This is a genomic window from Streptomyces sp. NPDC004788 (genome assembly GCF_053601115.1).
In genome coordinates this window covers 1-18,531 of the sequence record NZ_JBSGBF010000088.1, presented here as the reverse complement: position 1 = coordinate 18,531, position 18,531 = coordinate 1, and the positions used below count along the sequence as shown (strand labels likewise).

Here is an 18,531-nt window from a genome sequence, read left to right as displayed (position 1 = left end):
CGGCTTTACGAGGACGGGCACGGCTTTACGAGGACGAGGGCGGCTCTTACGAGGACGGGGGCACGGCCTTCTCCATCAGCGTCACGGAGTACTCCCGCCCGTCCGCCGCCACCTTGTCGAGCCGCTCCACGACCGCCGCGTACCCGGCGCCCTCGTAGTACGACCGCAGCCGCGGATTGAGCGCCTCGCAGTCGAGGCGCGCCAGGCCCAGGCCCGCCGCCGTTATCCGCTCCTCCGCGTGCGCGAGCAGCACCCGCCCGGTCCCGGCGGGCGCCGCCGCCCGGTCGATCATCAGCCGGTGCACATAGCCGGCCACCGGCGGCTGCGCGCCCCAGACCGCCTCGTCCGCCCACCACAGCTCGTACGCGCCGACCGCACGCTCCTCGTGGAGGGCCAGCCACACCTCGCCCTCGGCGATCCGCGCCCGGAAGTGGTCGTGCCCGCGCGTCCCGGGCCGCCACTGGTCGATGCCGTTCGCCACCATCCACCGGGCGGCGTCGTCGTGCAGCCGCACCAGTGTGTCGAGATCGCGGGTGTCCGCCTGCCGGAAGGTCACTTGTGCCGTCATGACGATCACCGTAAAGGTGTCTTCCGACCCGTCTGTACCAGCAGGAACGAGCGAGTGCCATGCCCCACATCACCGTCGACTACTCCGCGCCCCTCGACCGGCGCGGCTTCGCCCTCGCGCTGCACCCGATCGTCGTGGAGACGGTCGACGCGCGGCTCGCCGCCTGCGTGACCAGCTTCCGGGAGATCGAGGAGACCGTGACCGGTGACGGCACCGGCGCCCCGGCCCTCGTCCACGTCGACATCGCGCTGCTGCCGGGCCGTACGCCCGAGGCCAAGGCCCGCCTGTCGGCGGCCGTCCTCGAACTGCTGCCCGGCTTCGTGAAGGAGACCGAGGGCGTCACCCTCTCCACCGAGGTCCGCGACCTCGACCCGTCCTACGCCAAGCGCTGACCCGGGACCTGCTCCGGGACCTGGCCCGGGACCCGATCCTGGACCTGCTCCGGGACCTGGCCGGGCATCTCGGGCACGAGCGCGACGAGCCGCGCCACCAGGTCACCGAACGGCCCGTCGGCCGGCTCGTCGGCGAGGATCCGGACCAGGATCTCCGCCATGTCCGGGTCGTACGCGGCACTCACGGCGGCGAGCGCCGCGAAGTCGTGCACCAGCTGGAGCTCCAGCTCCTCGCGCGGCACCCGGCGCCCGTCCAGCCACAGCAGCGCCGTCGACTCGGCGAGCGACACCCAGGAACGGACGACCAGTTCGAGCCGCGCGGAGGGCTTGTCGACCTCCAGGTGGGCCAGGATCTGCTCGTACGCGGCCTGCCGCACCTCGTCGATCATCGCGTTCGTCGTCGAGGAGCCCACCGCCGGCCCGCCCCGCATCAGCGCCGCGAAGCCCGGCCCGTGGCCGTCGACGAAGTCGAAGAACCGGCCCATCACGCGCAGCAGGCGCGCACCGAGCGGGCCCTGCGGCGGTTCGACGAAACGGGCGGCCAGCTCGTCGGCCGCGCGCCGCAGCGCCGCCTCGTACAGCGACTGCTTGCCGGGGAAGTAGTGGTAGACCAGCGGCCGCGAGATGCCCGCGGCGGCGGCGATCTCGTCGATGGAGACCTCGTCGGGGGAGCGGTGGCTGAACAGCTCCAGGGCCACCCCGATCAGTTGCTGCTTGCGCTCCTCGACGCCCATCCTGCGGCGCACTCCGGTCGTCATGCGAACAGCCTAACGGGAGTCCGTTACGCTCCCGGCATATGAGCGCTTCTGAGCAGGACACCACGGACGGCGGACTCCCCGACGAGGACGACCGCACCGGCCTCACCCCGCGGCAGGCCCGTCTGCTCCGTGTCGTCGTCGGATCGGTCCTGCTCGTGGTGCTCGGCGTCGTCCTCGTGGTGCGCCTGGCGGCCCATACGTCCGTCCTGGTGGTCGGGGTGTACGGGCTCGCCATGATCCTCTGCGGGGTCGTGATCGAACTCTCCCGCAACGGGCGTACGCGGCTTGCCACCTGGCTCCTGGGCGGCGGCCTGCTCGCCACCCTGGCCTTCGACTGGATCCTGCCGTAGCCCCCTGACCGTCAGAGGTCCAGGACGAGTCGCCCGCCCGCGCAGCGCGAGACGCAGATCAGCATCGAGTCCGCGCGCTCGGCGTCGGTGAGCAGCTCGTCGCGGTGGTCGATCTCGCCCTCGATCACCCGCTGTCGGCAGGTCCCGCAGAACCCCTGCCGGCAGGAGTACAGAACACCCGGCACGGCCTCGCGCACGACGGACAGGACCGACTGGTCGGCCGCCACCTCCAACGTGCGTCCGGTGCGCCGCAGTTCGACCTCGAACGGCGTCCCGCCCCCGGCCCTGGCGGCCGAGAAGCGCTCCAGGTGCGGGGTCCGCCCCTCGGGCAGGGCGGCGGTCACGGCGTCCATCAGGCCCTCGGGCCCGCAGCAGTACACGGCCGTCTCGGCGGGGAGTTCGCCGAGGAAGGCGAGCTCCGGCCGCCCCTCGGCGTCCTCGGCCACGAGGGTCGTCCGCCCGCGGCCCAGCTTCTCGACCTCGTCGGCGTACGGCATGGTGGCGCGGCTGCGCCCGCAGTACAGCAACCGCCAGTCGGCCCCGGCGGCCTCCGCCGCGCGGACCATCGCCAGGACCGGCGTGATCCCGATGCCGCCGGCGACGAAGACGTAGGCGGGCGCGGGCACGAGCGGGAAGCGGTTGCGCGGCCCGCGGATCTCGATCTCCGTGCCGACGTGCAGCTGTTCGTGCACCTCGCGCGAGCCGCCCCGGCCGCCCTGCTCGGCCTCGATCAGCCGGGTCGCGATCGTGTAGCCGTCGCGGTCCGCCGGATCGCCGCACAGCGAGTACTGCCGCACGGTCCCGGACGGGAGTACGAGGTCGATGTGCGCGCCCGGCTGCCACGCGGGCAGTCCCGCGCCCTCCAGACGCAGCTGGACCACGCCCTCGGCGGGCTCGGTCCGTTCGGTGACCAGCACCCGCCGGGCGACGGTGGCCAGTCGGCCGCCGTGGCCCGAGATCGGCTCCTCGAGGGCGGGCAGCGGCCACAGCGGCGAGGCGTTGATCCGGCGCCGCAGCGCCCGCTTGACGAGGAGCGCGCCCCCGGCGACGAGGACGACCGTGCGGACGCGCATCAGCGGTGACCTCCGTTGGCGCCGGGAGAGCTCGCCAGGTAGGCCGCGGCCTGGGCGGTGTTGCCCTCCTGCGTGGGGTGGTAGGCGCGGCTCAGATAGCGGGGGATGGAGCGCAGCATGTCGGGCGTCGACGGGAGCACGCCCTCGCGGCCCTTGCGCACGAGCTGTCCGACGCTCGGCCTGGCGTCGAGGATCGTGGGGTCGTTCTCCATGAAGAACCGCACCCCGCGCTGCCACAGGAACACCAGCGCGGAGAAGGCCGTCGCCCAGGTCCGCACCCGTCGCCGGTAGCCGCCGTCCAGGTGCAGGAACAGCTCGAACGCCACCGACCGGTGCTCGACCTCCTCCGCGCCGTGCCAGCGCAGCAGGTCCAGCATCACCGGGTCGGCCCCGACCCGGTCGAGCTCGTCGGCGTTCAGCACCCAGTTGCCCAGGAACGCCGTGTAGTGCTCGATCGCGGCGATCAGCGCCACCCGCTCCAGCAGCCACCACCGTCGCGCCCGCCCCGGCGGCAGCGTCCGGTCCCCGAGCAGCTTCTCGAAGAACCAGTCCACCTGCGCGGTGTACGGCGTCGGGTCGAGCCCCAGCCGCTTCAGATGCGGCAGCACGTCGTCATGTGCCTGCGAGTGCACCGCCTCCTGCCCGATGAACCCGATCACGTCCGCCCGCAGCCGCTCGTCGGTGATGTACGGCAGCACCTGCTTGTAGACGTGCACGAACCAGCGCTCACCGGCCGGCAGGAGCAGATGCAGCACGTTGATGGTGTGCGTGGTGAACGGGTCGTCGGGCACCCAGTGAAGCGGGGTGTCCTCCCAGTCGAAGGAGACCTTGCGGGCCTTGAGCTCGATGTGCTCGGACGCCACCGGTGCAGGCTGCGTATTAGACATGGCGTCAATGTACTGAGCGGTAAGCGAGACGACTAGGGGTCGCGCACGGGTTTGCGCACGGGTTTCCGGCGCAGGGCGTCGCCGCCGGCCCGCAACGGGGCAGGCGAGCCGGTCACCGCAGCGCCCCCACCCGCGTCCCGTCCCGCAGCGTCCCCGTCAGGTCCGCCCGGCTGCCCTGCGCGGCCTTCACCGCCAGCACGTTCCCCTCGGCACGCCCGTGCACCGCCCCCGTCACCTCCAGCGACGCCACGTCGTCCGACCCCGCCGCCAGCACGTACCACCCCCCGCTCCGCGCCTGCCACACCACCCCCGCCAGCACCCGCGGCTCCCGCACCCCGCACGCCGGCGTGCCCTCCGAGCGCGCCGCGAGCACCGCCATCCGCATCGTTCCCGTCGCACGGAACAGCGCCAGGCTCCGGCTCCCCGTCCCCCGCCATGTCTCCGCCCGCGCGCACACCCACTCCGCGCGCCCCGCGCCCTCCGGCAGCCGCTGCGTCGCGTAGGCCCACGCGTTGACCGACCGCACCCCGTGCGACCGCACCGCCGCCAGCCGGCACGCCACCCGCGCCCACCGCTCCCGCGCCGCCGCGCCCGTCACGTCCGCGGCGTGGCCGGGCGGGCCGGACGTGAGCCGGGCCGGGGCCAGCTCCCCGAGGTCGGTCAGCACCTGGACGCCCTCCGCGTCCCGCACCTGGAGCACGCTCCAGCGCGTACAGCCCTGCGCCGACGCGGACGCCCGCTCCGTCACCGGACTCGGGATCGGCTCCGTCACCCCGTACCCGTCCCGCACGAGCGTCCGCGCCGTCCCGCCGGGCACCAGGAGGTCCCGTACCGCCGCCTCCGTCACCCACGGGGCCGTCAGATAGCGGACGTTGCCCGCCGCGCGGGACACCACGAGCGCCGCCGAACCGACCGCGTCCGCCCCGTCCGTACGCGCGAAGTCGAGCGCCGCGCCACTCGTGTCGCCGACCGGCTCCGCGTACCGCACCACCCGCAGCCCGTCGTGGAGGAGCACCACGCGCGCCGCGTCGACCTGCCCCGCGAACAGGAGTTGGGCCGGGCCCATCGGCGGCCCCGGTGGCGTGCCGGGCGTCGCCGACGCCTGGACGGTCGGCCCGGGCCGCGCCCACACGGCGAGCGCCCGGCGCAGCAGCGCCGAGTCGCCGGTGAGCTCGCCGCGGGCCGGCCACACGGAGAAGTCGGTACGGGTCGACAGCCGCCAGTCGTCCGGCCCGACCCGCTTCAGGCCGGCCGGGTCGAGCGCCGCCTCGGCCGCCGGGTTGCGGGCGTACGACGGGGCCGCAGCACCGTTTCTGCCCCAGCCGTCGCCCGGCAGCCCGAGCAGCGCCCCGCACACGAGGACCGCCGCGGCCGCCGCGAGCGCCGCCTTGCCGTGCTGCCGCCGCCGCATCAGGTCCGTCGGCCGCGCCTGGAGCGAACAGGGGTCGAACTCGGGCGAGTCGAGCAGCGCGGCCCCGCCCGGCCCCCCTGAGGCATCCACCCCGTCCGCCTCGGCGAGCGCCGCCTCCGGGTCCGCCACCCCGGCCGCCGCCAGGACGCGCAGCACCTCCGGATCGCCCTGCCGTTCCAGGCCGCGCAGCACGTACGCCGCCCGGCCGGGCCCGGAGAGCGCGGAGAGCCGCTGGTCCAGGGCCAGTTCGTCGGCGCCGCCGGCCCGCGGGAACAGCCGCAGTCCCCACACGTGCGGCAGCAGCGGCGGGAACTGCGCCCGCCGCGGCAGCGCCCGGCGCCGCAACGGCAGCCCCGCGATCAGCGCCTGCCGCAGCACCTCGCCCCGTACGTACGCGTACCCGGGATCCACCGCGTCCTCCGCCGCCTGCCGGGCGCCGGGCACGGCCGCCTTGGCGGAGGCGGTCGAGGTGCGGCGGCGCGGGAGCGAGCGCTGCACGAGCGCGTGCGCGGTCAGCACCCGGCGGTTGCGCCCGAGCGAGGGCGGCAGCACCAGATAGGCGATCCGGACGAGCCGCGGGTAGTGCTCGACGAGAGCGGCCTCGGCGTGCTCGACGTCTACGGGAGCGGGGGCGAGTTCCTGGGTGCTCACGTTCAGCAGAACGAGCGAATGGTGCGATGGTCACCCCGGGGCGGGCGCCCGGGGGCCGGGGGAACGCCCCTCAGGCGGCGTACACCGTCAGCCGCTCGCGGATGACGTCGGTGACCTCGTCCGGCACGCCGAGCCCTTCCCGTACGTACTTCTCCATCGTCCCGTGCCGCACCGCGACCTCGTCGAGCGCCGCCTCCAGGTACTCCGGCACCACCCCGAGCAGCGCGAGCGCCAGCTCCGGGTCGCCGCCCTGCAGCGTGAAGCCCTCGATGAGCGGCGCGAAGGCCTCCCGCACCCCCGGATTGACCGCCAGGTACTCGGCCAGCACCGTCTCCTCGTCCGCCCCGAGCAGCGAGAGCAGCACGGTCGCCGCCCAGCCGGTGCGGTCCTTGCCGGCCGTGCAGTGGAAGAGCACCGGACCGGCGAACGGATCGCCCAGCTCGGTGAGGAAGGCCCGGTAGGAGGCGCGCGCCGAGTCCGTGTTCACGAAGGCGCGGTACGTCCGCGCGAACGCCGCCTGCGCCCGGCCCCCGCCCAGATGCTCCTCGGCGAGTGCCGGATCCGACAGCAGCGTCTTCAGCCGGGCGGCGGGCGGCAGACCGCTGGTCGCGAGGTAGTCCGCGAGCACGTCCGCGACGAGGGTCCGGGTGCCGGCCGGCACCCGGTCGGGCCGCTCCGCCCGCTCGGCCTCGGTGCGGAAGTCGATCACGGTGCGGATACCGAGCCCGGCCACCACCGCGTCCTCCGCCTCCAGCCGGTCCAGCTGCGCCGACCGGAAGACCAGGCCTGAGCGCACACTGCGCCCCGCGCCGAGCGGGAGCGTGCCGAGATCCCGCAGGTTGGCGACGGTGGCGGCGGGAATGGCGGGCATACGGCGACTCCTCCGACCCTCCGGACGCGTTACGCATCGAATGTCCCCCAGAACACCGCGAACCGCGACCGAAGCGCCGGAGGGAGGGCCGGGGCGGAAGAGGGGAGGCGGTCTGTCCCGCCCGGTACCGGGATGACACGATGACGTCACCATGACGCACCCCCGCTCGCCGCTGCGCGCCCTGCGAGCCGCACTCTTCGCGGCGGTGTGCGTCACTTTGGCGGCGGTGGGCCATTCGTCCATGTCCGCCCATTCCGTCCCGGTCTCCTCCCTCCTCACGGCCTTCGCCGTGACGACGGCCCTCGCCTGGGCCGCCGCCGGCCGGCGCCGCGGCCCGGTCGCCCTGGTGCCCGGCCTGGCGGCCGTGCAGGGCGTGCTGCACCTGATCTTCGGGGCCGGGGAGTCCGGCGGAGGAGCGGCCGCCGCCGGGCACATGGCCGGGATGGCCGGGATGGCGGGGATGGCCCACATGACCGGCGTGACCGGCACGGCGCACGCCATGCCCCTGCCCATGGGCGGCGGCATGGACATGGGTCCGGGTTCGGGCTCAGGCGCCGCGATGCTCGCCGCGCACGCGCTCGCCGCCCTGGCCTGTGGGCTCTGGCTCGCCCGGGGTGAGGCCGCGCTCTTTGCTCTCGCCCGGACCGCCGGGGCCCTGGCCCTCGCCCCGCTGCGGATCGCGCTCGCCGCCGTACGCCTGCTCGTCCCCGTACCGCCGCGGCTCCGTCCCGTACGGCCGCGTGCGCACGCCCGCGTGCCGCGCGGTGTCCTCCTCGCGCAGGCCGTGTCCCGGCGCGGTCCGCCGCGTCCGCCCGCATCCCGCGCCAAGGCCCTCGGAGTCCGAACCGTCTGACCGTCTGACCGTCCGACTGTCTGACCTGGGGGCCGATTCCCCATGTCGACATTCGACTCCAAGGACCGTCATGACACTCGACGACCTCACGCGCCCGGAAACGGCTCCGGACGCCCCGTCATCACCGCGCGGCGGCTGGTCCGCCCTGCGCCCGCTCCTGCTGCGCCTGCACTTCTACGCGGGCGTGCTCGTCGCGCCCTTCCTCCTCGTGGCCGCCGTCAGCGGACTGCTGTACGCGCTCTCCTTCCAGGCGGAGAAGGTGCTGTACGCGCACGAGCTCGAAGTCCCGGTACCGAACGGTGCCCCAGCCCTGCCTCTGTCCCGGCAGGTCGCGGCCGCCCGGGCCGCCGAGCCGGACGGCACCGTGACCGCCGTCTGGCCCGGCGCCGAGCCCGGGGCCACCACCCGCGTCCTGATGGCCGACCCCGAGGCGCCCGAGGGCACCTCGCTCGCCGTCTTCGTCGACCCGTACACCGGTGACATACGCGGCCGGCTGCCCAGCTACGGCAGCACCGGCGCGCTGCCGCTGCGCACCTGGATCGACGGCCTCCACCGCGATCTGCGCCTGGGCGAACCCGGCCGCCTCTACAGCGAACTGGCCGCCAGTTGGCTGTGGGTGATCGCCCTCGGCGGTCTGCTGCTGTGGCTGGGCCGCCGCCGCAGGAGCCGCCGCGCCCTCCTGCTGCCCGAGCGCGGCCCGAAGTCCCGCCGCCGCACCCTCTCCTGGCACGGCGCGGTGGGCCTGTGGGCGGTGGCCGGTCTCGTGGCGCTGTCGGCGACGGGGCTGACCTGGTCGACGTACGCGGGCGAGCGCATCGGCGCCGTCCAGGACGCGCTCGGCGGCGCGACCCCGACGCTGTCGGCCGCCGTGGCCGCGGGCGGCGCGGGTGCCGGCGGGGAACACGCGGGCCACACCGGCCACAACGGCCACAACGGCCACACTGGGCACCATGCGATGCAGCCCGTCCCCGGGCAGGGCGCGGACATCGGCATCGACAAGGCCGTCGCCGCCGCCCGCGCGGCCGGCATCGACAGCCCGTCGATCTCCGTCGTGCTGCCGGCCGAGGGTAGCGGCTATGTGGTGAAGGAGACGGACAAGCAGTACCCGGTCGAGCTGGACTCCGTCGCCCTGAACCCGGCCGACGGCACGGTCCTCGACCGGCTGCGCTTCGCGGACTATCCGCTGCTCGCGAAGGTCACCCGGTTCGGCATCGACGCCCACACGGGCGTCTTCCTCGGCCTGGGCAACCAGCTCGCCCTCGCCGCCCTCGCGCTCGCCCTGATCCTGCTGGTCCTCTGGGGCTACCGCATGTGGTGGCTGCGCGGCCAGGGCCGCTGGGGCCGGCCGATCGCCCGCGGCACCTGGCGCCGCGTCCCGCCCGCGCTGCTGCTGCCGCTGCTCGCGGCGACGGCCCTGGTGGGCTGGTTCGTGCCGCTGCTCGGTCTGAGCCTGGTGGCGTTTCTGGCCGTCGACCTCGCCCTGGCGTTCACCGCCCGGGCGAAGTCGAGGCGCAGCGCCTGACCCCGGTCAGGGGGTGTACTTGTAGCCGACCCGCCGCACGGTCTGGATCGTGTGGCGGTGCTCGGCGCCCAGCTTCCGGCGCAGCCGGGCCACGTGCACGTCGACGGTCCGGCCGTCGCCCACGTGCCCGTAGCCCCACACGGTCGTGACCAGCTGGTCGCGCGTGTGCACCCGGTGCGGATGCGCGACCAGATGGGCCAGCAGCTCGAACTCCAGGTACGTCAGGTCCAGTGGCTGCCCGTCGACCCGGGCGATCCGCTGGACGCTGTCGATCGCCACCGGGCCCTGCTCGGCGACGGGCGCCACCGGCGGCTCGTCGCCGGCGGGCAGCAGCACCAGATACCCGACCATCGGCGGCCGTCCGGGCAGCGCCGGCAGCGTGTGCTGGGGCGCGGGCAGCAGCGTGGCACCCGGCGGCAGGTACTCGGCGACCCGGGCGAGGCCGGCGACCTCGTCGGCCGCGACGGCACGGAGCCGGGGACGGGCAGGGGCGTTGAGAGGGGTGAGGGAAGCGGGGGCGGCGGCGGTCTGCGTGTGGGCCATGAAAGCTCAGCTCTTTCGCGCGAGTCACAAACGGACGGTGGACGTCGTACGTCGTGCGTCATGTGTCATGCGCGCCGGCCGAAGGCCGCGGCGACCGGATATCGGATCCGATCGGGCTTTAGAGGGCCGACGCGTTCCTCACGCGCCGACAGCACCGGTCGAAGTCATGGTGCTGCCGGGAAGGCCAGAACGGCTCGAGGTCGAAGCGCCTCGAAGCGGTGTCGTTCTGGATGCGGGCCATATCCCTATTAAACCAGGAGGGAATTCCTCTGGGCACCCCCATGCCCGGTCGAGTCCGCCCCACCGCTCCCGCCGACCGTCCTCAACCCACCAGTCGCCTGCGCCAGTCCAGCCCCGTCACCCGTATCGACTGCCCGGGATCCCCGTCCCACTCCACCGTCAGCCCCTGTCCGCGCAGCGCCTCCACGACCTCCCCGCCGACCGCCGCGGTCGTCTCCGCCGAGCCGTCGAACCCGCCGTACAGCAGATGCAACGGCCCGCCGTTCGCCGCGCCCTCCGTGCACTGGGAGTGGAAGAAGACGAACCCGCGCGCCTCCTCGGCGCCGTCCTCCGCGCCGATCTCCCCCGTGCCGCACGAGCGGCAGCAGGTGAAGTTCTCCCGGGCCACGATCCCGGCGGCGTCCAGCCTCTCGAACGCGGCCGTGATCCGCTCCGGATCCGTCGTCCCCTCCCACTCCGACATCTCCGCCACCCGCTCCAGCCACAGCCGGTCCACCAGCCGCTCGGCCTGCTCCCGGGAGACCGGGTGCTCGTCGGGGGAGAACACCTCCTCCTGTGCGATCCGGGTCAGCCGCCCCCGGTCCTCGTAGCCGCACACCAGCAGCTCGCGCACCCGCGCCGCCAGCTCCTCCCGGACCTCCTCGGGGAGTTCGGGCACCTCGGGCGCCGGCGGGAAGCCCATGTTCTCCCAGACGAGCCCCGCGTCCCAGCCGCCGTCGCCGCGCGCCCAGGCGGTGAGGACCCCGGCCACCCGCTCCGGAGTGCCGACCCGCGTCTCGAAGTGCAGCTCGGGCGCCCCGGCGCGGTGCTCCAGCTGGTAGTCGCCGTCGTCGGCGTGCCAGACCTGGGCGAAGACGGCCGGCAGGTCCGGTATCCGCTGCACGATCAGGAAGCGGTCCCCCTCCGCGCCGATGCGCCGCACGAGCCCGGCCAGGTCCTCCTCGGACGGCCGGACGTGCCTCTCCCAGTTCTCGGTCTGCACCGTGATGTCGAGCATGGGTCCACTGTGGCAGGCGCCACTGACAACGCCGGAGGGGCGCCCGCCGTACGCGAAGTACGGCGGACGCCCCTCTCGGAGAACGCGGGTTCAGCCCTGGGCCCAGCCCTGGTCCGGGCTCGTCTCAGCCCTGGTCTCAGACCTGGCCGGCCTTCTCCAGCGCCTCGCAGCAGGTGTCCACGAGCAGACGGGTCACCGTGTACGGGTCCACGTTGGCGTTCGGGCGGCGGTCCTCGATGTAGCCCTTCTGGTCCTGCTCGACCTGCCACGGGATGCGGACCGAGGCGCCGCGGTCGGAGACGCCGTAGGAGTACTGGTCCCACGGGGCGGTCTCGTGCAGGCCGGTCAGACGGTCGTCGATGCCGGCGCCGTAGTTCTTCACGTGGTCGAGCGGCTTCGAGCCCTCGCCCAGCGCCTCGCACGCGGTGATGATCGCGTCGTAGCCCTCGCGCATCGCCTTCGTGGAGAAGTTGGTGTGCGCGCCGGCGCCGTTCCAGTCGCCCTTCACCGGCTTCGGGTCGAGCGTCGCCGAGACGTTGAAGTCCTCGGCCGTGCGGTAGAGCAGCCAGCGGGCGACCCACAGCTGGTCGGCGACCTCGAGCGGCGCCAGCGGGCCGACCTGGAACTCCCACTGGCCGGGCATGACCTCGGCGTTGATGCCGGAGATGCCCAGGCCCGCCTTCAGACAGTTCTCCAGGTGCGCCTCGACGACGTCACGGCCGAAGATCTCGTCCGCGCCGACACCGCAGTAGTAGCCGCCCTGCGGGGCCGGGAAGCCGCCGACCGGGAAGCCGAGCGGGCGCTCGCCGTCGAAGAAGGTGTACTCCTGCTCGATGCCGAAGATCGGCTCCTGCGCGGCGTACTTCGCGTACACCTCGGCCAGCGCGGCACGCGTGTTGGACGCGTGCGGCGTCATGTCCGTGTTCAGGACCTCGCACAGCACCAGGACGTCGTCGCCGCCGCGGATCGGGTCGGGGCAGACGAAGACCGGCTTGAGGACGCGGTCCGAGGCGTGGCCCTTGGCCTGGTTCGTGCTGGAACCGTCGAAGCCCCAGATCGGCAGCTCCTCCAGGGACAGCGCGGCACCCGGGATGATCTTCGTCTTCGAACGGAGCTTGGCGGTCGGCTCGGTGCCGTCGATCCAGATGTACTCAGCCTTGAAGGTCACGTGCCTCATCCTTTGGCGTGCTGCGGGTGCCGGTGGCGGCTCGCGACTGGCGAGAGCTGCGATGGCGGTGTCGTCTGAGCGCAGCTTCGCAACACGGGATTTCCCGTCGGTTGCCCGTTTGTGAACCCCGTGTTACTCAGCCTTCCTCGGAAACCCGCAGCCGCCGTGCGATCTCGTGTGCGTTCAGCAGCGAACCGAACCCGGCCCGGGTGATCCGCGCCACGAGCTCCGCGTACGAGGTGCCCAGCGCCTCCGCCGTACGCCCCAGGTGCCAGTCGCAGTCCGCGAGCCGCCGCAGCAGGTACCCGCGCCGGATCTGCGCCTCCGACAGCCGGAACGTCTTCAGATAGGCCGTCCGCCCCCGGTGGTCGCTGATCAGCTCCCCGATGTGCTGCTCCTGCCCGGAGCGCACGAACGGCGGCAGGAAACGGAAGAGCCGGAAGCCGCCCAGGTCGTGGACCCGCTCGAAGGCGTACGGGGTCTCCAGCAGGTCCCGCGCCATCAGACCGTCGTGCGCCTCGGCCCACGCCCGCTCCTGCGCCCGCGCCGCCCGGCGCAGATCGCCGAGCGTGTGGAAAGCGCCGCTCCCCAAAACGGCCCGGAACTCCGGCACGGGCGCGCCGTAGTGCGCGTACTGGTGCACCAGCTCCCCGAACAGGTCCTCCACCAGCGTCGGGTGCAGCAGCCGGTAGTCGTCGGGATGCGGCACGACGAAGGCGGCGGCCAGCGCGTCCGCCACGTACAGCAGCATCCCGCACTGTCCCGGATGGATCTCGAACACCCGCAGCGCCTCCGCGAGCCCCGGCACCGCCCACCCCGCGTACGCGGCCTCCGCGCGCGGCGACAGACCGCGTCGCACCGCCTCCCGGGACCACTCGTCCCACACGACCGACGGACCGCCGAAGTGCAGTGCCAGATAGCCCTCCAGGGCGAGATGGAGCGGCAGGAACCGCAGCCGCGGCTCGCCCCTGCGGCGCCGCGCGAGCCGCCGCACGGGCACCGCGACCGGCCGCTCGTCGCCGAGCCGGGTCCCGTAGACGGCCGCCTCCCCGGACGCGGCCCCGTCCCCGCCCGCACCCGCGTCCGACCAGTCGGCGACGAAGCCGTGCGGGATGTACGAGGTGTACGCGGTGCCGTCGCCGACCTCGACCGTGTCGGCGCCGTCCCAGGCGTGTGCGTACACCTCGCGGCGCAGCCGCAGCCCCGCGACCGGCTCGTCCCGCACCAGCGGCACCAGCCGCACCCCGCCCCACACCTGCGCCGGCCGGACGGCGAGCCCGGTCAGATCGATCCGCGTCATGCCCCCGCCTCCCCGGAGTGCGCCGCCAGGAACAGTTCCACCCGCCGGTCCAGATAGGCCCGCAGCGCGGCGAGCCCCTCGCGCCCCTCCGCGAACCGGGCGATCTCCACCAGCGCCGGCAGGTCCTCGGCGTCCCGGATGCCGGTCGTCGGCACCCCGGGCGCCAGCCGGCGCACGTCGAAGACATCGGCGTCGTATACGGGGTTCACGTGCACCACGCTCGTGCGGCGCAGCGGATCGAGCCGGGTCCGCCACACCCGCAGCACCTCGCCCGCGAGCCCGGGCGGCGCGTTGTCCCAGCCGTCCGACACGATCACCAGCCGCTCCGGCGCCCGCTCCAGGGCGTCGATGATCCGCTCCCCGAGCGGCGTCGCACCCCACGGCCGGACGAGCAGCGGATCGCGGGCGCCCGAGGTCCAGTGCGCCGTGTACGCGCCGGGCGCGGCCAGCGCCTCCAGGAGGAAGTGGCAGCCGAGCGCGACGGCCAGCGGCCGGCGCCGCTTCACCGCCGAGCCCGACGCCGAGAAGCTGTCGTCGAGCACCGCCGCCACCCGGCCCCACCTCCCGGCATGCGGCCCGGCCACCCGCCCAGCCGCCGCCCGCAGCGCCCCGGTCAGCTCGGCGCGCCGCTCCCTCCTCTCCCCGAAGGGGAGAGACAGCACGTACAGCGCGAGCCGCGTCAGCGGCATCACGGACAGATCGGTGCCCGCCTCGGCGGGACGGGTCCGCAGCCGCTCCAGGCGGGTCATGCGCGGCGCGATCCGCTCCAGGAACACCGCGCGCGGCACGCCGTGCTTCGCGGCCAGCCCCTCGGCGACCGTGAACGGCAGCTCGTACAGCGCCGACTGCGCCCCGTGCTCGTGGTGCGCCTTGCGGTACGCCTCCAGGGTGCGGTGCGCGTAACGGGCGCGGCGGCGCGGCGCGAAGAGGAAGTCGCCCGTCTCCGGCGCGTCCGGGAACGGCAGATGGGCGTGGCGGACGGCGGCCTTGAGCCCGGGCCGGTACTTCACGGCGTCGTGGGCCAGGTCGGGCCGGGTCGCCAGCCAGTCGCGGACGATGGCGCGGGTGCGGCGGTTGTTGACCCCGGCGGCGCGCAGGGTGCGGAAGAGCCGGTACACGCGCTGCGGCGGCATCGCCGCGAGCCGCGCGGCGATCAGCCGGCCCTCGCCGGGGCCCGCCTCGCGCGGGGTGCGCAGCAGCTGCTCGGCGATCAGGGCGGCGTTGTGGTCGTTGATGTCGAGCGCGAGCGCGGCGGCGTACAGCGGCCGGTAGTTGACCCGCACGTACTCGTGGAGGAAGTCGAGGGAGAGCCGCTGTTCCTCGGCCGTGGCGCGGAACTCGCGCTGGCCGGTGGCCGTGACGGCCGCGTTGACGAAGAGGAGCACGTCCTCGGCGGCGATGAGGTCCGACATCGGCTTCCCTGCTCCTTCGCCCGTACCGGCGCCCGGGTGCCGGCCGGGGAATGGGGGCGCGAACAACGAATACGTTGCTGTAGAGGCAGGTCCCGGAAGTCGCACCGGAGTCCCGCGGCCGGCCCGCAGACGCTAACACCGGGGGAGGGGAGGGGCGCCACCGGGTTTCGCACGCTGGGGGCGGGAGCGGGGGAGGGCGCGTGCGGCGGGTCGGGGGTGCGCCCCGAGCGTGCGCTCGGGGGCGGGCCAGGGGCATCTGCGGGTCATCCCGGATCCCGCTGTCGGCGCGGCCCGGCAGACTGGAGGGCATGACGAAGCTCCCGGGCACGAAGCCCCGTATCGGTCTCCTCGGCACCGGCCCCTGGGCCGAGCGCACCCACGCGCCCGCCCTCGCGGCGCACGCGGGTGTGGAGTTCAGCGGGGTGTGGGGCAGACGGCCCGAGGCCGCGACCGCGCTGGCCGCGGCGTGCGGCACCCGGGCGTACGAGGACGTGGACGCGCTGTTCGCGGCGAGCGACGCGATAGCGATCGCCCTGCCGCCGGACGTCCAGGCCCCGCTGGCGGCCCGGGCGGCGGCCGCGGGCTGTCATGTGATCCTCGACAAGCCGGTGGCGACCTCGGTGCCGGTGGCCCGCAAGCTGGCCGAGGAGGTGACGGCGGCCGGGGTCGCGTCGATCGTCTTCTGCACCCTCAGGTTCGCGGAGCCCACCGCCCGCTGGATCGAGGAACAGGCGGCGGCCGGCGGCTGGTTCCTCGGCGAGGCGCACTGGCTGGGCTCCCTCTTCGCGCCCGGCTCGGACAGCGCGTACGCGGCCTCGCCCTGGCGCCGCGAGAAGGGCGGCCTGTGGGACGTGGGCCCGCACGTCCTCTCCGTCTACCTCCCGGTCCTCGGCGACGTCACCTCGGTGAGCTGTGTCGCCGGGCCGGCCGACACCCGCCATCTGGTCCTCGGCCACGCCTCGGGCGCGAGCAGCACGGCCACCCTCACGCTCAGCGCCCCGCCCGCCGCCTCCGAGGCCGCCCTGTCCCTGTACGGGGAGCGGGGCCGGGTGACGATGCCGGGCTGGGACGGCGCGCTGGGCGCTTTCGGCGGCGCGGTGGACGCCCTGCTCGAGGCGATACGCACCGGCAGGCCGCACGCGTGCGACGTGCGCTTCGGGGCCCGGCTCACGGAGATCCTGGCGGAGGCGGAGGCACAGGCGACGACGGAGGCTCACCGGCGGCCATGAGGTCCCGTACGCCGGTGAGGAAGCGGCGTACGGCCTCCGACTCGCGGGCGTCGAAGTCGCCGAGCAGCGCCACCGTGCCGTCGATCAGCGGCCCGAACCAGGCGCGGCCGAGCTCCTTCGCCCCGTCCTCGACCCGCAGCAGCACCCGACGCCGGTCGCGTTCGTCCCGCACCCGGGCGAGGTGACCGAGCCGTTCGAGGCGGTCGATGACGGCGGTGGTGCCCGCGGAGTTGAGGCCGAGCTGCGCCCCGAGCCGGCCGGCGGTGGCCGGGGTGCCGTCCCGCTCGGCGTCCAGCAGACAGATCAGGGCGCGCACGTCCGTCGGGTGCATGGCGTTGCGGGCGGCGAACTCGGCCTGCCGCAGGCCGAATTCGACGGTCACCGCGCGCAGCAGATGAAAGATCCGCAACTCTTCCGACTCAGCCATGGAGATGCCCTTGCCTTCCCACCTATTATCTCGTCCAGCGAGATTATCGCCGAGCGAGAGGATCCCTGCGTGCTCCGAGAATCCTGCGACTCCGACCACCTCGCCTACGGGCGCGCCTACGACGCCGTCCTCGCCCACTGGCCGGCCCGCACCACCACCGCCACCCTGCCCACCCCCTACGGCGCCACCCAGGTCATCAGCCACGGCCCCGCCGACGCACCGCCCGTGCTGCTCCTGCCGGGCGGCGGGGCCACCGCCACCAGCTGGTACGGGACGGCCGAGGTGCTCGGCGCGAGCCACCGGGTGCACGCCGTGGACGTCCTCGGCGAACCCGGCCGCAGCGTCCCGGACCCCCGGCGTGCGATGCGCACCGTCGCCGACCTCACCGGCTGGCTCGACGCCCTGCTCGACGCGCTCGGCGTCCCGCCCACCGGCCCGGTGGGCCTCGTCGGCCATTCCTACGGCGCGTGGCTCGCCCTCCAGTACGCGCTGGCGTCGCCCACCCGGGCCGGCCGGCTCGTCCTGCTCGACCCGACGAACTGCTTCACCGGCTTCTCCCCGCGCTTCCTGCTGCGGGCCCTGCCGGTGCTGCTCCGACCCACCCCGGCCCGGGGCGCCGCGCTCCTCGACTGGGAGACGGGCGGCGCGCCCATCGATCCGGAGTGGCGCGAACTGTACGCCCAGGGGGCGGAGTTGCGTACCGCGCGACCGGTGTCCGGTCGCCGCCCCACCGCCGAGCGGCTCGCCGCGCTCCGGCAGCCGACGCTCGTCCTCTTCGCGGGCCGGTCGAAGGTCCACGACCCGCGCGCGGTGGAGCGCCGGGTCCGGGCCGCCGTCCCCGGCGCGGAGACGGCGATCCTGCCCGACGCGACCCACTTCACGCTCCCCGTGTCGGCGCCACCGGGCACCCACGCCCGGATCGCCCGCCACTTCACGGACTGAGGAGGGAGGAGGAGGGAGGAGCAGGGAGGTGGAGAGAGGGAGGACGGTCAGCGGGACAGCGCGTCCCGCACGGCCTCCTCGGTGCGACCGACCACGGCCGTGCCGTCCTCGGCGGTGATGATGGGGCGCTGGATCAGCTTCGGGTGCTCCGCGAGCGCCGCCACCCAGCGGTCGCGGTTCGCCGCGTCCTTGGGCCAGTCCTTGAGGCCGAGCTCCTTCGCGTCCGCCTCCTGGGTCCGCGTGATGTCCCACGGCTCCAGGCCGAGCCGGTCGAGCACCGCCCGGATCTCGTCCGGCGACGGCACGTCCTCCAGGTAGCGGCGCACGGTGTAGTCGGCGCCCTCCGCGTCCAGCAGGGTCAGTGCGCTGCGGCACTTGGAACAGGCGGGGTTGATCCAGATCTCCATGCCCTCCAACGTACCGCCAGCGGCATCCCCGGACGCACCCCCGTCGCACCCCCCGTCACACCACCGGAGCGCACCCCCCGGCGCACCCCGCGGCCGCCACCGAACGCACCGCCAAAGCCTGTCTGGCCAGGGGCGATTGTCAGTGGTGGCCAGTAAAATCGAGGGTGAAGGTGAGGGTCCCGGGGAGGGCCCCCACCCCCGTTCGTCAGGAGGTCGCCCATGGCCGTAGCCACGCTCAGGACACCGTCCATCGAACCCTGGAAGCCCCTCCGGAAGCAGCCGCTCCCCGCGGGCCGCCCCCGCGAGTGGTACGTCACCCACAACCGCCGGCTGAAGGCCATGCGCCTCGCCATCGCCCTGCTCGACGCGGGCGTCTATCTGCCGTCCCGGGCCACCAACGCGCGGATACGCACGACCGCCGCCCAGCTCGGCATCCACCCGCCGTCCGACACCACCTGCCACATGGTCCGCGCCCTGATCCGCTACGGCCGCTGACGCGGCCGGGGCGCTGCCCGGCACCGCCGGGCAGC

Annotated in this window: 20 protein-coding genes; 7 read left to right on the top strand and 13 right to left on the bottom strand. The window is 74.3% G+C overall.

Annotated elements, in window-relative coordinates:
• Positions 1 to 46: 46 nt before the first annotated feature.
• Positions 47 to 568, bottom strand: a complete 522-nt coding sequence (locus ACWEJX_RS29595; RefSeq protein ID WP_451610483.1) for an N-acetyltransferase family protein — start codon at positions 566 to 568, stop codon at positions 47 to 49.
• 59 nt (positions 569 to 627) lie between these two features.
• On the opposite strand from ACWEJX_RS29595, the gene ACWEJX_RS29590 reads away from it, so the two are divergent.
• Positions 628 to 960, top strand: coding sequence for a 5-carboxymethyl-2-hydroxymuconate Delta-isomerase (locus ACWEJX_RS29590; RefSeq protein WP_451610482.1), 333 nt, complete (start codon positions 628 to 630; stop codon positions 958 to 960).
• On the opposite strand, the gene ACWEJX_RS29585 is transcribed toward ACWEJX_RS29590, so the two are convergent.
• A complete protein-coding gene (locus ACWEJX_RS29585; RefSeq protein WP_451610481.1) occupies positions 945 to 1,718 on the bottom strand; it encodes a TetR/AcrR family transcriptional regulator in 774 nt (257 codons plus the stop codon). The two genes, ACWEJX_RS29590 and ACWEJX_RS29585, sit on opposite strands and share 16 nt — an antisense overlap.
• 38 nt (positions 1,719 to 1,756) lie before the next feature.
• Here ACWEJX_RS29585 and ACWEJX_RS29580 point away from each other — a divergent pair, with 38 nt between their 5' ends.
• The gene (locus ACWEJX_RS29580; protein ID WP_451610480.1) at positions 1,757 to 2,068 is read left to right on the top strand and encodes a hypothetical protein; all 312 of its coding nucleotides are present in this window, start codon (positions 1,757 to 1,759) and stop codon (positions 2,066 to 2,068) included.
• Between the two features lie 11 nt (positions 2,069 to 2,079).
• Here the strand turns inward: ACWEJX_RS29580 and ACWEJX_RS29575 are convergent, their stop codons facing one another.
• From ACWEJX_RS29575 to ACWEJX_RS29560, 4 genes are all read right to left on the bottom strand, one after another.
• Positions 2,080 to 3,141: a PDR/VanB family oxidoreductase gene (locus tag ACWEJX_RS29575; RefSeq protein WP_451610479.1), complete on the bottom strand. Its 1,062-nt coding sequence runs from the start codon at positions 3,139 to 3,141 to the stop codon at positions 2,080 to 2,082.
• A complete protein-coding gene (locus ACWEJX_RS29570; protein WP_451610478.1) occupies positions 3,141 to 4,028 on the bottom strand; it encodes a metal-dependent hydrolase in 888 nt (295 codons plus the stop codon). The genes ACWEJX_RS29575 and ACWEJX_RS29570 overlap by 1 nt, the downstream gene beginning before the upstream one ends.
• A gap of 112 nt (positions 4,029 to 4,140) precedes the next feature.
• On the bottom strand, positions 4,141 to 6,090 hold the full coding sequence (locus ACWEJX_RS29565) for a hypothetical protein (RefSeq protein ID WP_451610477.1): 1,950 nt from the start codon (positions 6,088 to 6,090) through the stop codon (positions 4,141 to 4,143).
• Positions 6,091 to 6,160: 70 nt separating this feature from the next.
• Positions 6,161 to 6,961 (bottom strand): tyrosine-protein phosphatase, encoded by an 801-nt coding sequence (locus tag ACWEJX_RS29560; protein ID WP_451610476.1) that lies wholly within the window; start codon positions 6,959 to 6,961, stop codon positions 6,161 to 6,163.
• 151 nt (positions 6,962 to 7,112) lie between these two features.
• Between ACWEJX_RS29560 and ACWEJX_RS29555 the strand changes: the two genes are divergently transcribed.
• On the top strand, positions 7,113 to 7,814 hold the full coding sequence (locus tag ACWEJX_RS29555) for a hypothetical protein (protein WP_451610475.1): 702 nt from the start codon (positions 7,113 to 7,115) through the stop codon (positions 7,812 to 7,814).
• Positions 7,815 to 7,884: 70 nt separating this feature from the next.
• A complete protein-coding gene (locus tag ACWEJX_RS29550) occupies positions 7,885 to 9,336 on the top strand; it encodes a PepSY-associated TM helix domain-containing protein (RefSeq protein ID WP_451610474.1) in 1,452 nt (483 codons plus the stop codon).
• Between the two features lie 6 nt (positions 9,337 to 9,342).
• Here ACWEJX_RS29550 and ACWEJX_RS29545 read toward each other — a convergent pair whose 3' ends face one another.
• The 5 genes from ACWEJX_RS29545 to ACWEJX_RS29525 form a co-directional block, all read right to left on the bottom strand.
• Positions 9,343 to 9,879, bottom strand: coding sequence for a winged helix-turn-helix domain-containing protein (locus ACWEJX_RS29545; protein ID WP_451610473.1), 537 nt, complete (start codon positions 9,877 to 9,879; stop codon positions 9,343 to 9,345).
• Between the two features lie 322 nt (positions 9,880 to 10,201).
• Positions 10,202 to 11,116 (bottom strand): DUF6891 domain-containing protein, encoded by a 915-nt coding sequence (locus tag ACWEJX_RS29540; protein WP_451610472.1) that lies wholly within the window; start codon positions 11,114 to 11,116, stop codon positions 10,202 to 10,204.
• A 136-nt stretch (positions 11,117 to 11,252) separates the two neighbouring features.
• The gene (gene glnII / locus ACWEJX_RS29535) at positions 11,253 to 12,284 is read right to left on the bottom strand and encodes a glutamine synthetase (protein WP_451610471.1); all 1,032 of its coding nucleotides are present in this window, start codon (positions 12,282 to 12,284) and stop codon (positions 11,253 to 11,255) included.
• A 136-nt stretch (positions 12,285 to 12,420) separates the two neighbouring features.
• Complete coding sequence (locus ACWEJX_RS29530; RefSeq protein ID WP_451610470.1) at positions 12,421 to 13,584, bottom strand: ARPP-2 domain-containing protein; 1,164 nt, start codon at positions 13,582 to 13,584, stop codon at positions 12,421 to 12,423.
• Complete coding sequence (locus tag ACWEJX_RS29525; protein ID WP_451610469.1) at positions 13,581 to 14,996, bottom strand: hypothetical protein; 1,416 nt, start codon at positions 14,994 to 14,996, stop codon at positions 13,581 to 13,583. Before ACWEJX_RS29525 ends, ACWEJX_RS29530 begins: the two co-directional genes overlap by 4 nt.
• A 308-nt stretch (positions 14,997 to 15,304) precedes the next feature.
• Here ACWEJX_RS29525 and ACWEJX_RS29520 point away from each other — a divergent pair, with 308 nt between their 5' ends.
• On the top strand, positions 15,305 to 16,225 hold the full coding sequence (locus tag ACWEJX_RS29520) for a Gfo/Idh/MocA family protein (RefSeq protein WP_451610468.1): 921 nt from the start codon (positions 15,305 to 15,307) through the stop codon (positions 16,223 to 16,225).
• Here the strand turns inward: ACWEJX_RS29520 and ACWEJX_RS29515 are convergent.
• Positions 16,164 to 16,652: a MarR family transcriptional regulator gene (locus ACWEJX_RS29515; protein ID WP_451610467.1), complete on the bottom strand. Its 489-nt coding sequence runs from the start codon at positions 16,650 to 16,652 to the stop codon at positions 16,164 to 16,166. The two genes, ACWEJX_RS29520 and ACWEJX_RS29515, sit on opposite strands and share 62 nt — an antisense overlap.
• A 69-nt stretch (positions 16,653 to 16,721) precedes the next feature.
• Between ACWEJX_RS29515 and ACWEJX_RS29510 the strand changes: the two genes are divergently transcribed.
• A complete protein-coding gene (locus tag ACWEJX_RS29510; RefSeq protein WP_451610466.1) occupies positions 16,722 to 17,594 on the top strand; it encodes an alpha/beta fold hydrolase in 873 nt (290 codons plus the stop codon).
• 47 nt (positions 17,595 to 17,641) lie between these two features.
• On the opposite strand, the gene ACWEJX_RS29505 is transcribed toward ACWEJX_RS29510, so the two are convergent.
• Positions 17,642 to 18,001, bottom strand: coding sequence for an arsenate reductase family protein (locus ACWEJX_RS29505; RefSeq protein WP_403793577.1), 360 nt, complete (start codon positions 17,999 to 18,001; stop codon positions 17,642 to 17,644).
• 219 nt (positions 18,002 to 18,220) lie between these two features.
• Here ACWEJX_RS29505 and ACWEJX_RS29500 point away from each other — a divergent pair, with 219 nt between their 5' ends.
• On the top strand, positions 18,221 to 18,496 hold the full coding sequence (locus ACWEJX_RS29500) for a hypothetical protein (RefSeq protein ID WP_403793579.1): 276 nt from the start codon (positions 18,221 to 18,223) through the stop codon (positions 18,494 to 18,496).
• Positions 18,497 to 18,531 lie beyond the last annotated feature (35 nt).

Excerpts from the sequence above, each read along its gene's own strand:
- ACWEJX_RS29570 (WP_451610478.1), bottom strand. The coding sequence starts at position 4,028 with ATGTCTAATACGCAGCCTGCACCGGTGGCGTCCGAGCACATCGAGCTC.
- ACWEJX_RS29590 (WP_451610482.1), top strand. The coding sequence starts at position 628 with ATGCCCCACATCACCGTCGACTACTCCGCGCCCCTCGACCGGCGCGGC.
- ACWEJX_RS29560 (WP_451610476.1), bottom strand. The coding sequence starts at position 6,961 with ATGCCCGCCATTCCCGCCGCCACCGTCGCCAACCTGCGGGATCTCGGC.
- ACWEJX_RS29540 (WP_451610472.1), bottom strand. The coding sequence starts at position 11,116 with ATGCTCGACATCACGGTGCAGACCGAGAACTGGGAGAGGCACGTCCGG.
- ACWEJX_RS29500 (WP_403793579.1), top strand. The coding sequence starts at position 18,221 with ATGGCCGTAGCCACGCTCAGGACACCGTCCATCGAACCCTGGAAGCCC.
- ACWEJX_RS29505 (WP_403793577.1), bottom strand. The coding sequence starts at position 18,001 with ATGGAGATCTGGATCAACCCCGCCTGTTCCAAGTGCCGCAGCGCACTG.
- ACWEJX_RS29555 (WP_451610475.1), top strand. The coding sequence starts at position 7,113 with ATGACGCACCCCCGCTCGCCGCTGCGCGCCCTGCGAGCCGCACTCTTC.
- ACWEJX_RS29580 (WP_451610480.1), top strand. The coding sequence starts at position 1,757 with ATGAGCGCTTCTGAGCAGGACACCACGGACGGCGGACTCCCCGACGAG.
- ACWEJX_RS29515 (WP_451610467.1), bottom strand. The coding sequence starts at position 16,652 with ATGGCTGAGTCGGAAGAGTTGCGGATCTTTCATCTGCTGCGCGCGGTG.
- ACWEJX_RS29545 (WP_451610473.1), bottom strand. The coding sequence starts at position 9,879 with ATGGCCCACACGCAGACCGCCGCCGCCCCCGCTTCCCTCACCCCTCTC.
- ACWEJX_RS29520 (WP_451610468.1), top strand. The coding sequence starts at position 15,305 with ATGACGAAGCTCCCGGGCACGAAGCCCCGTATCGGTCTCCTCGGCACC.
- ACWEJX_RS29575 (WP_451610479.1), bottom strand. The coding sequence starts at position 3,141 with ATGCGCGTCCGCACGGTCGTCCTCGTCGCCGGGGGCGCGCTCCTCGTC.
- ACWEJX_RS29530 (WP_451610470.1), bottom strand. The coding sequence starts at position 13,584 with ATGACGCGGATCGATCTGACCGGGCTCGCCGTCCGGCCGGCGCAGGTG.
- ACWEJX_RS29595 (WP_451610483.1), bottom strand. The coding sequence starts at position 568 with ATGACGGCACAAGTGACCTTCCGGCAGGCGGACACCCGCGATCTCGAC.
- ACWEJX_RS29525 (WP_451610469.1), bottom strand. The coding sequence starts at position 14,996 with ATGTCGGACCTCATCGCCGCCGAGGACGTGCTCCTCTTCGTCAACGCG.
- ACWEJX_RS29550 (WP_451610474.1), top strand. The coding sequence starts at position 7,885 with ATGACACTCGACGACCTCACGCGCCCGGAAACGGCTCCGGACGCCCCG.
- ACWEJX_RS29585 (WP_451610481.1), bottom strand. The coding sequence starts at position 1,718 with ATGACGACCGGAGTGCGCCGCAGGATGGGCGTCGAGGAGCGCAAGCAG.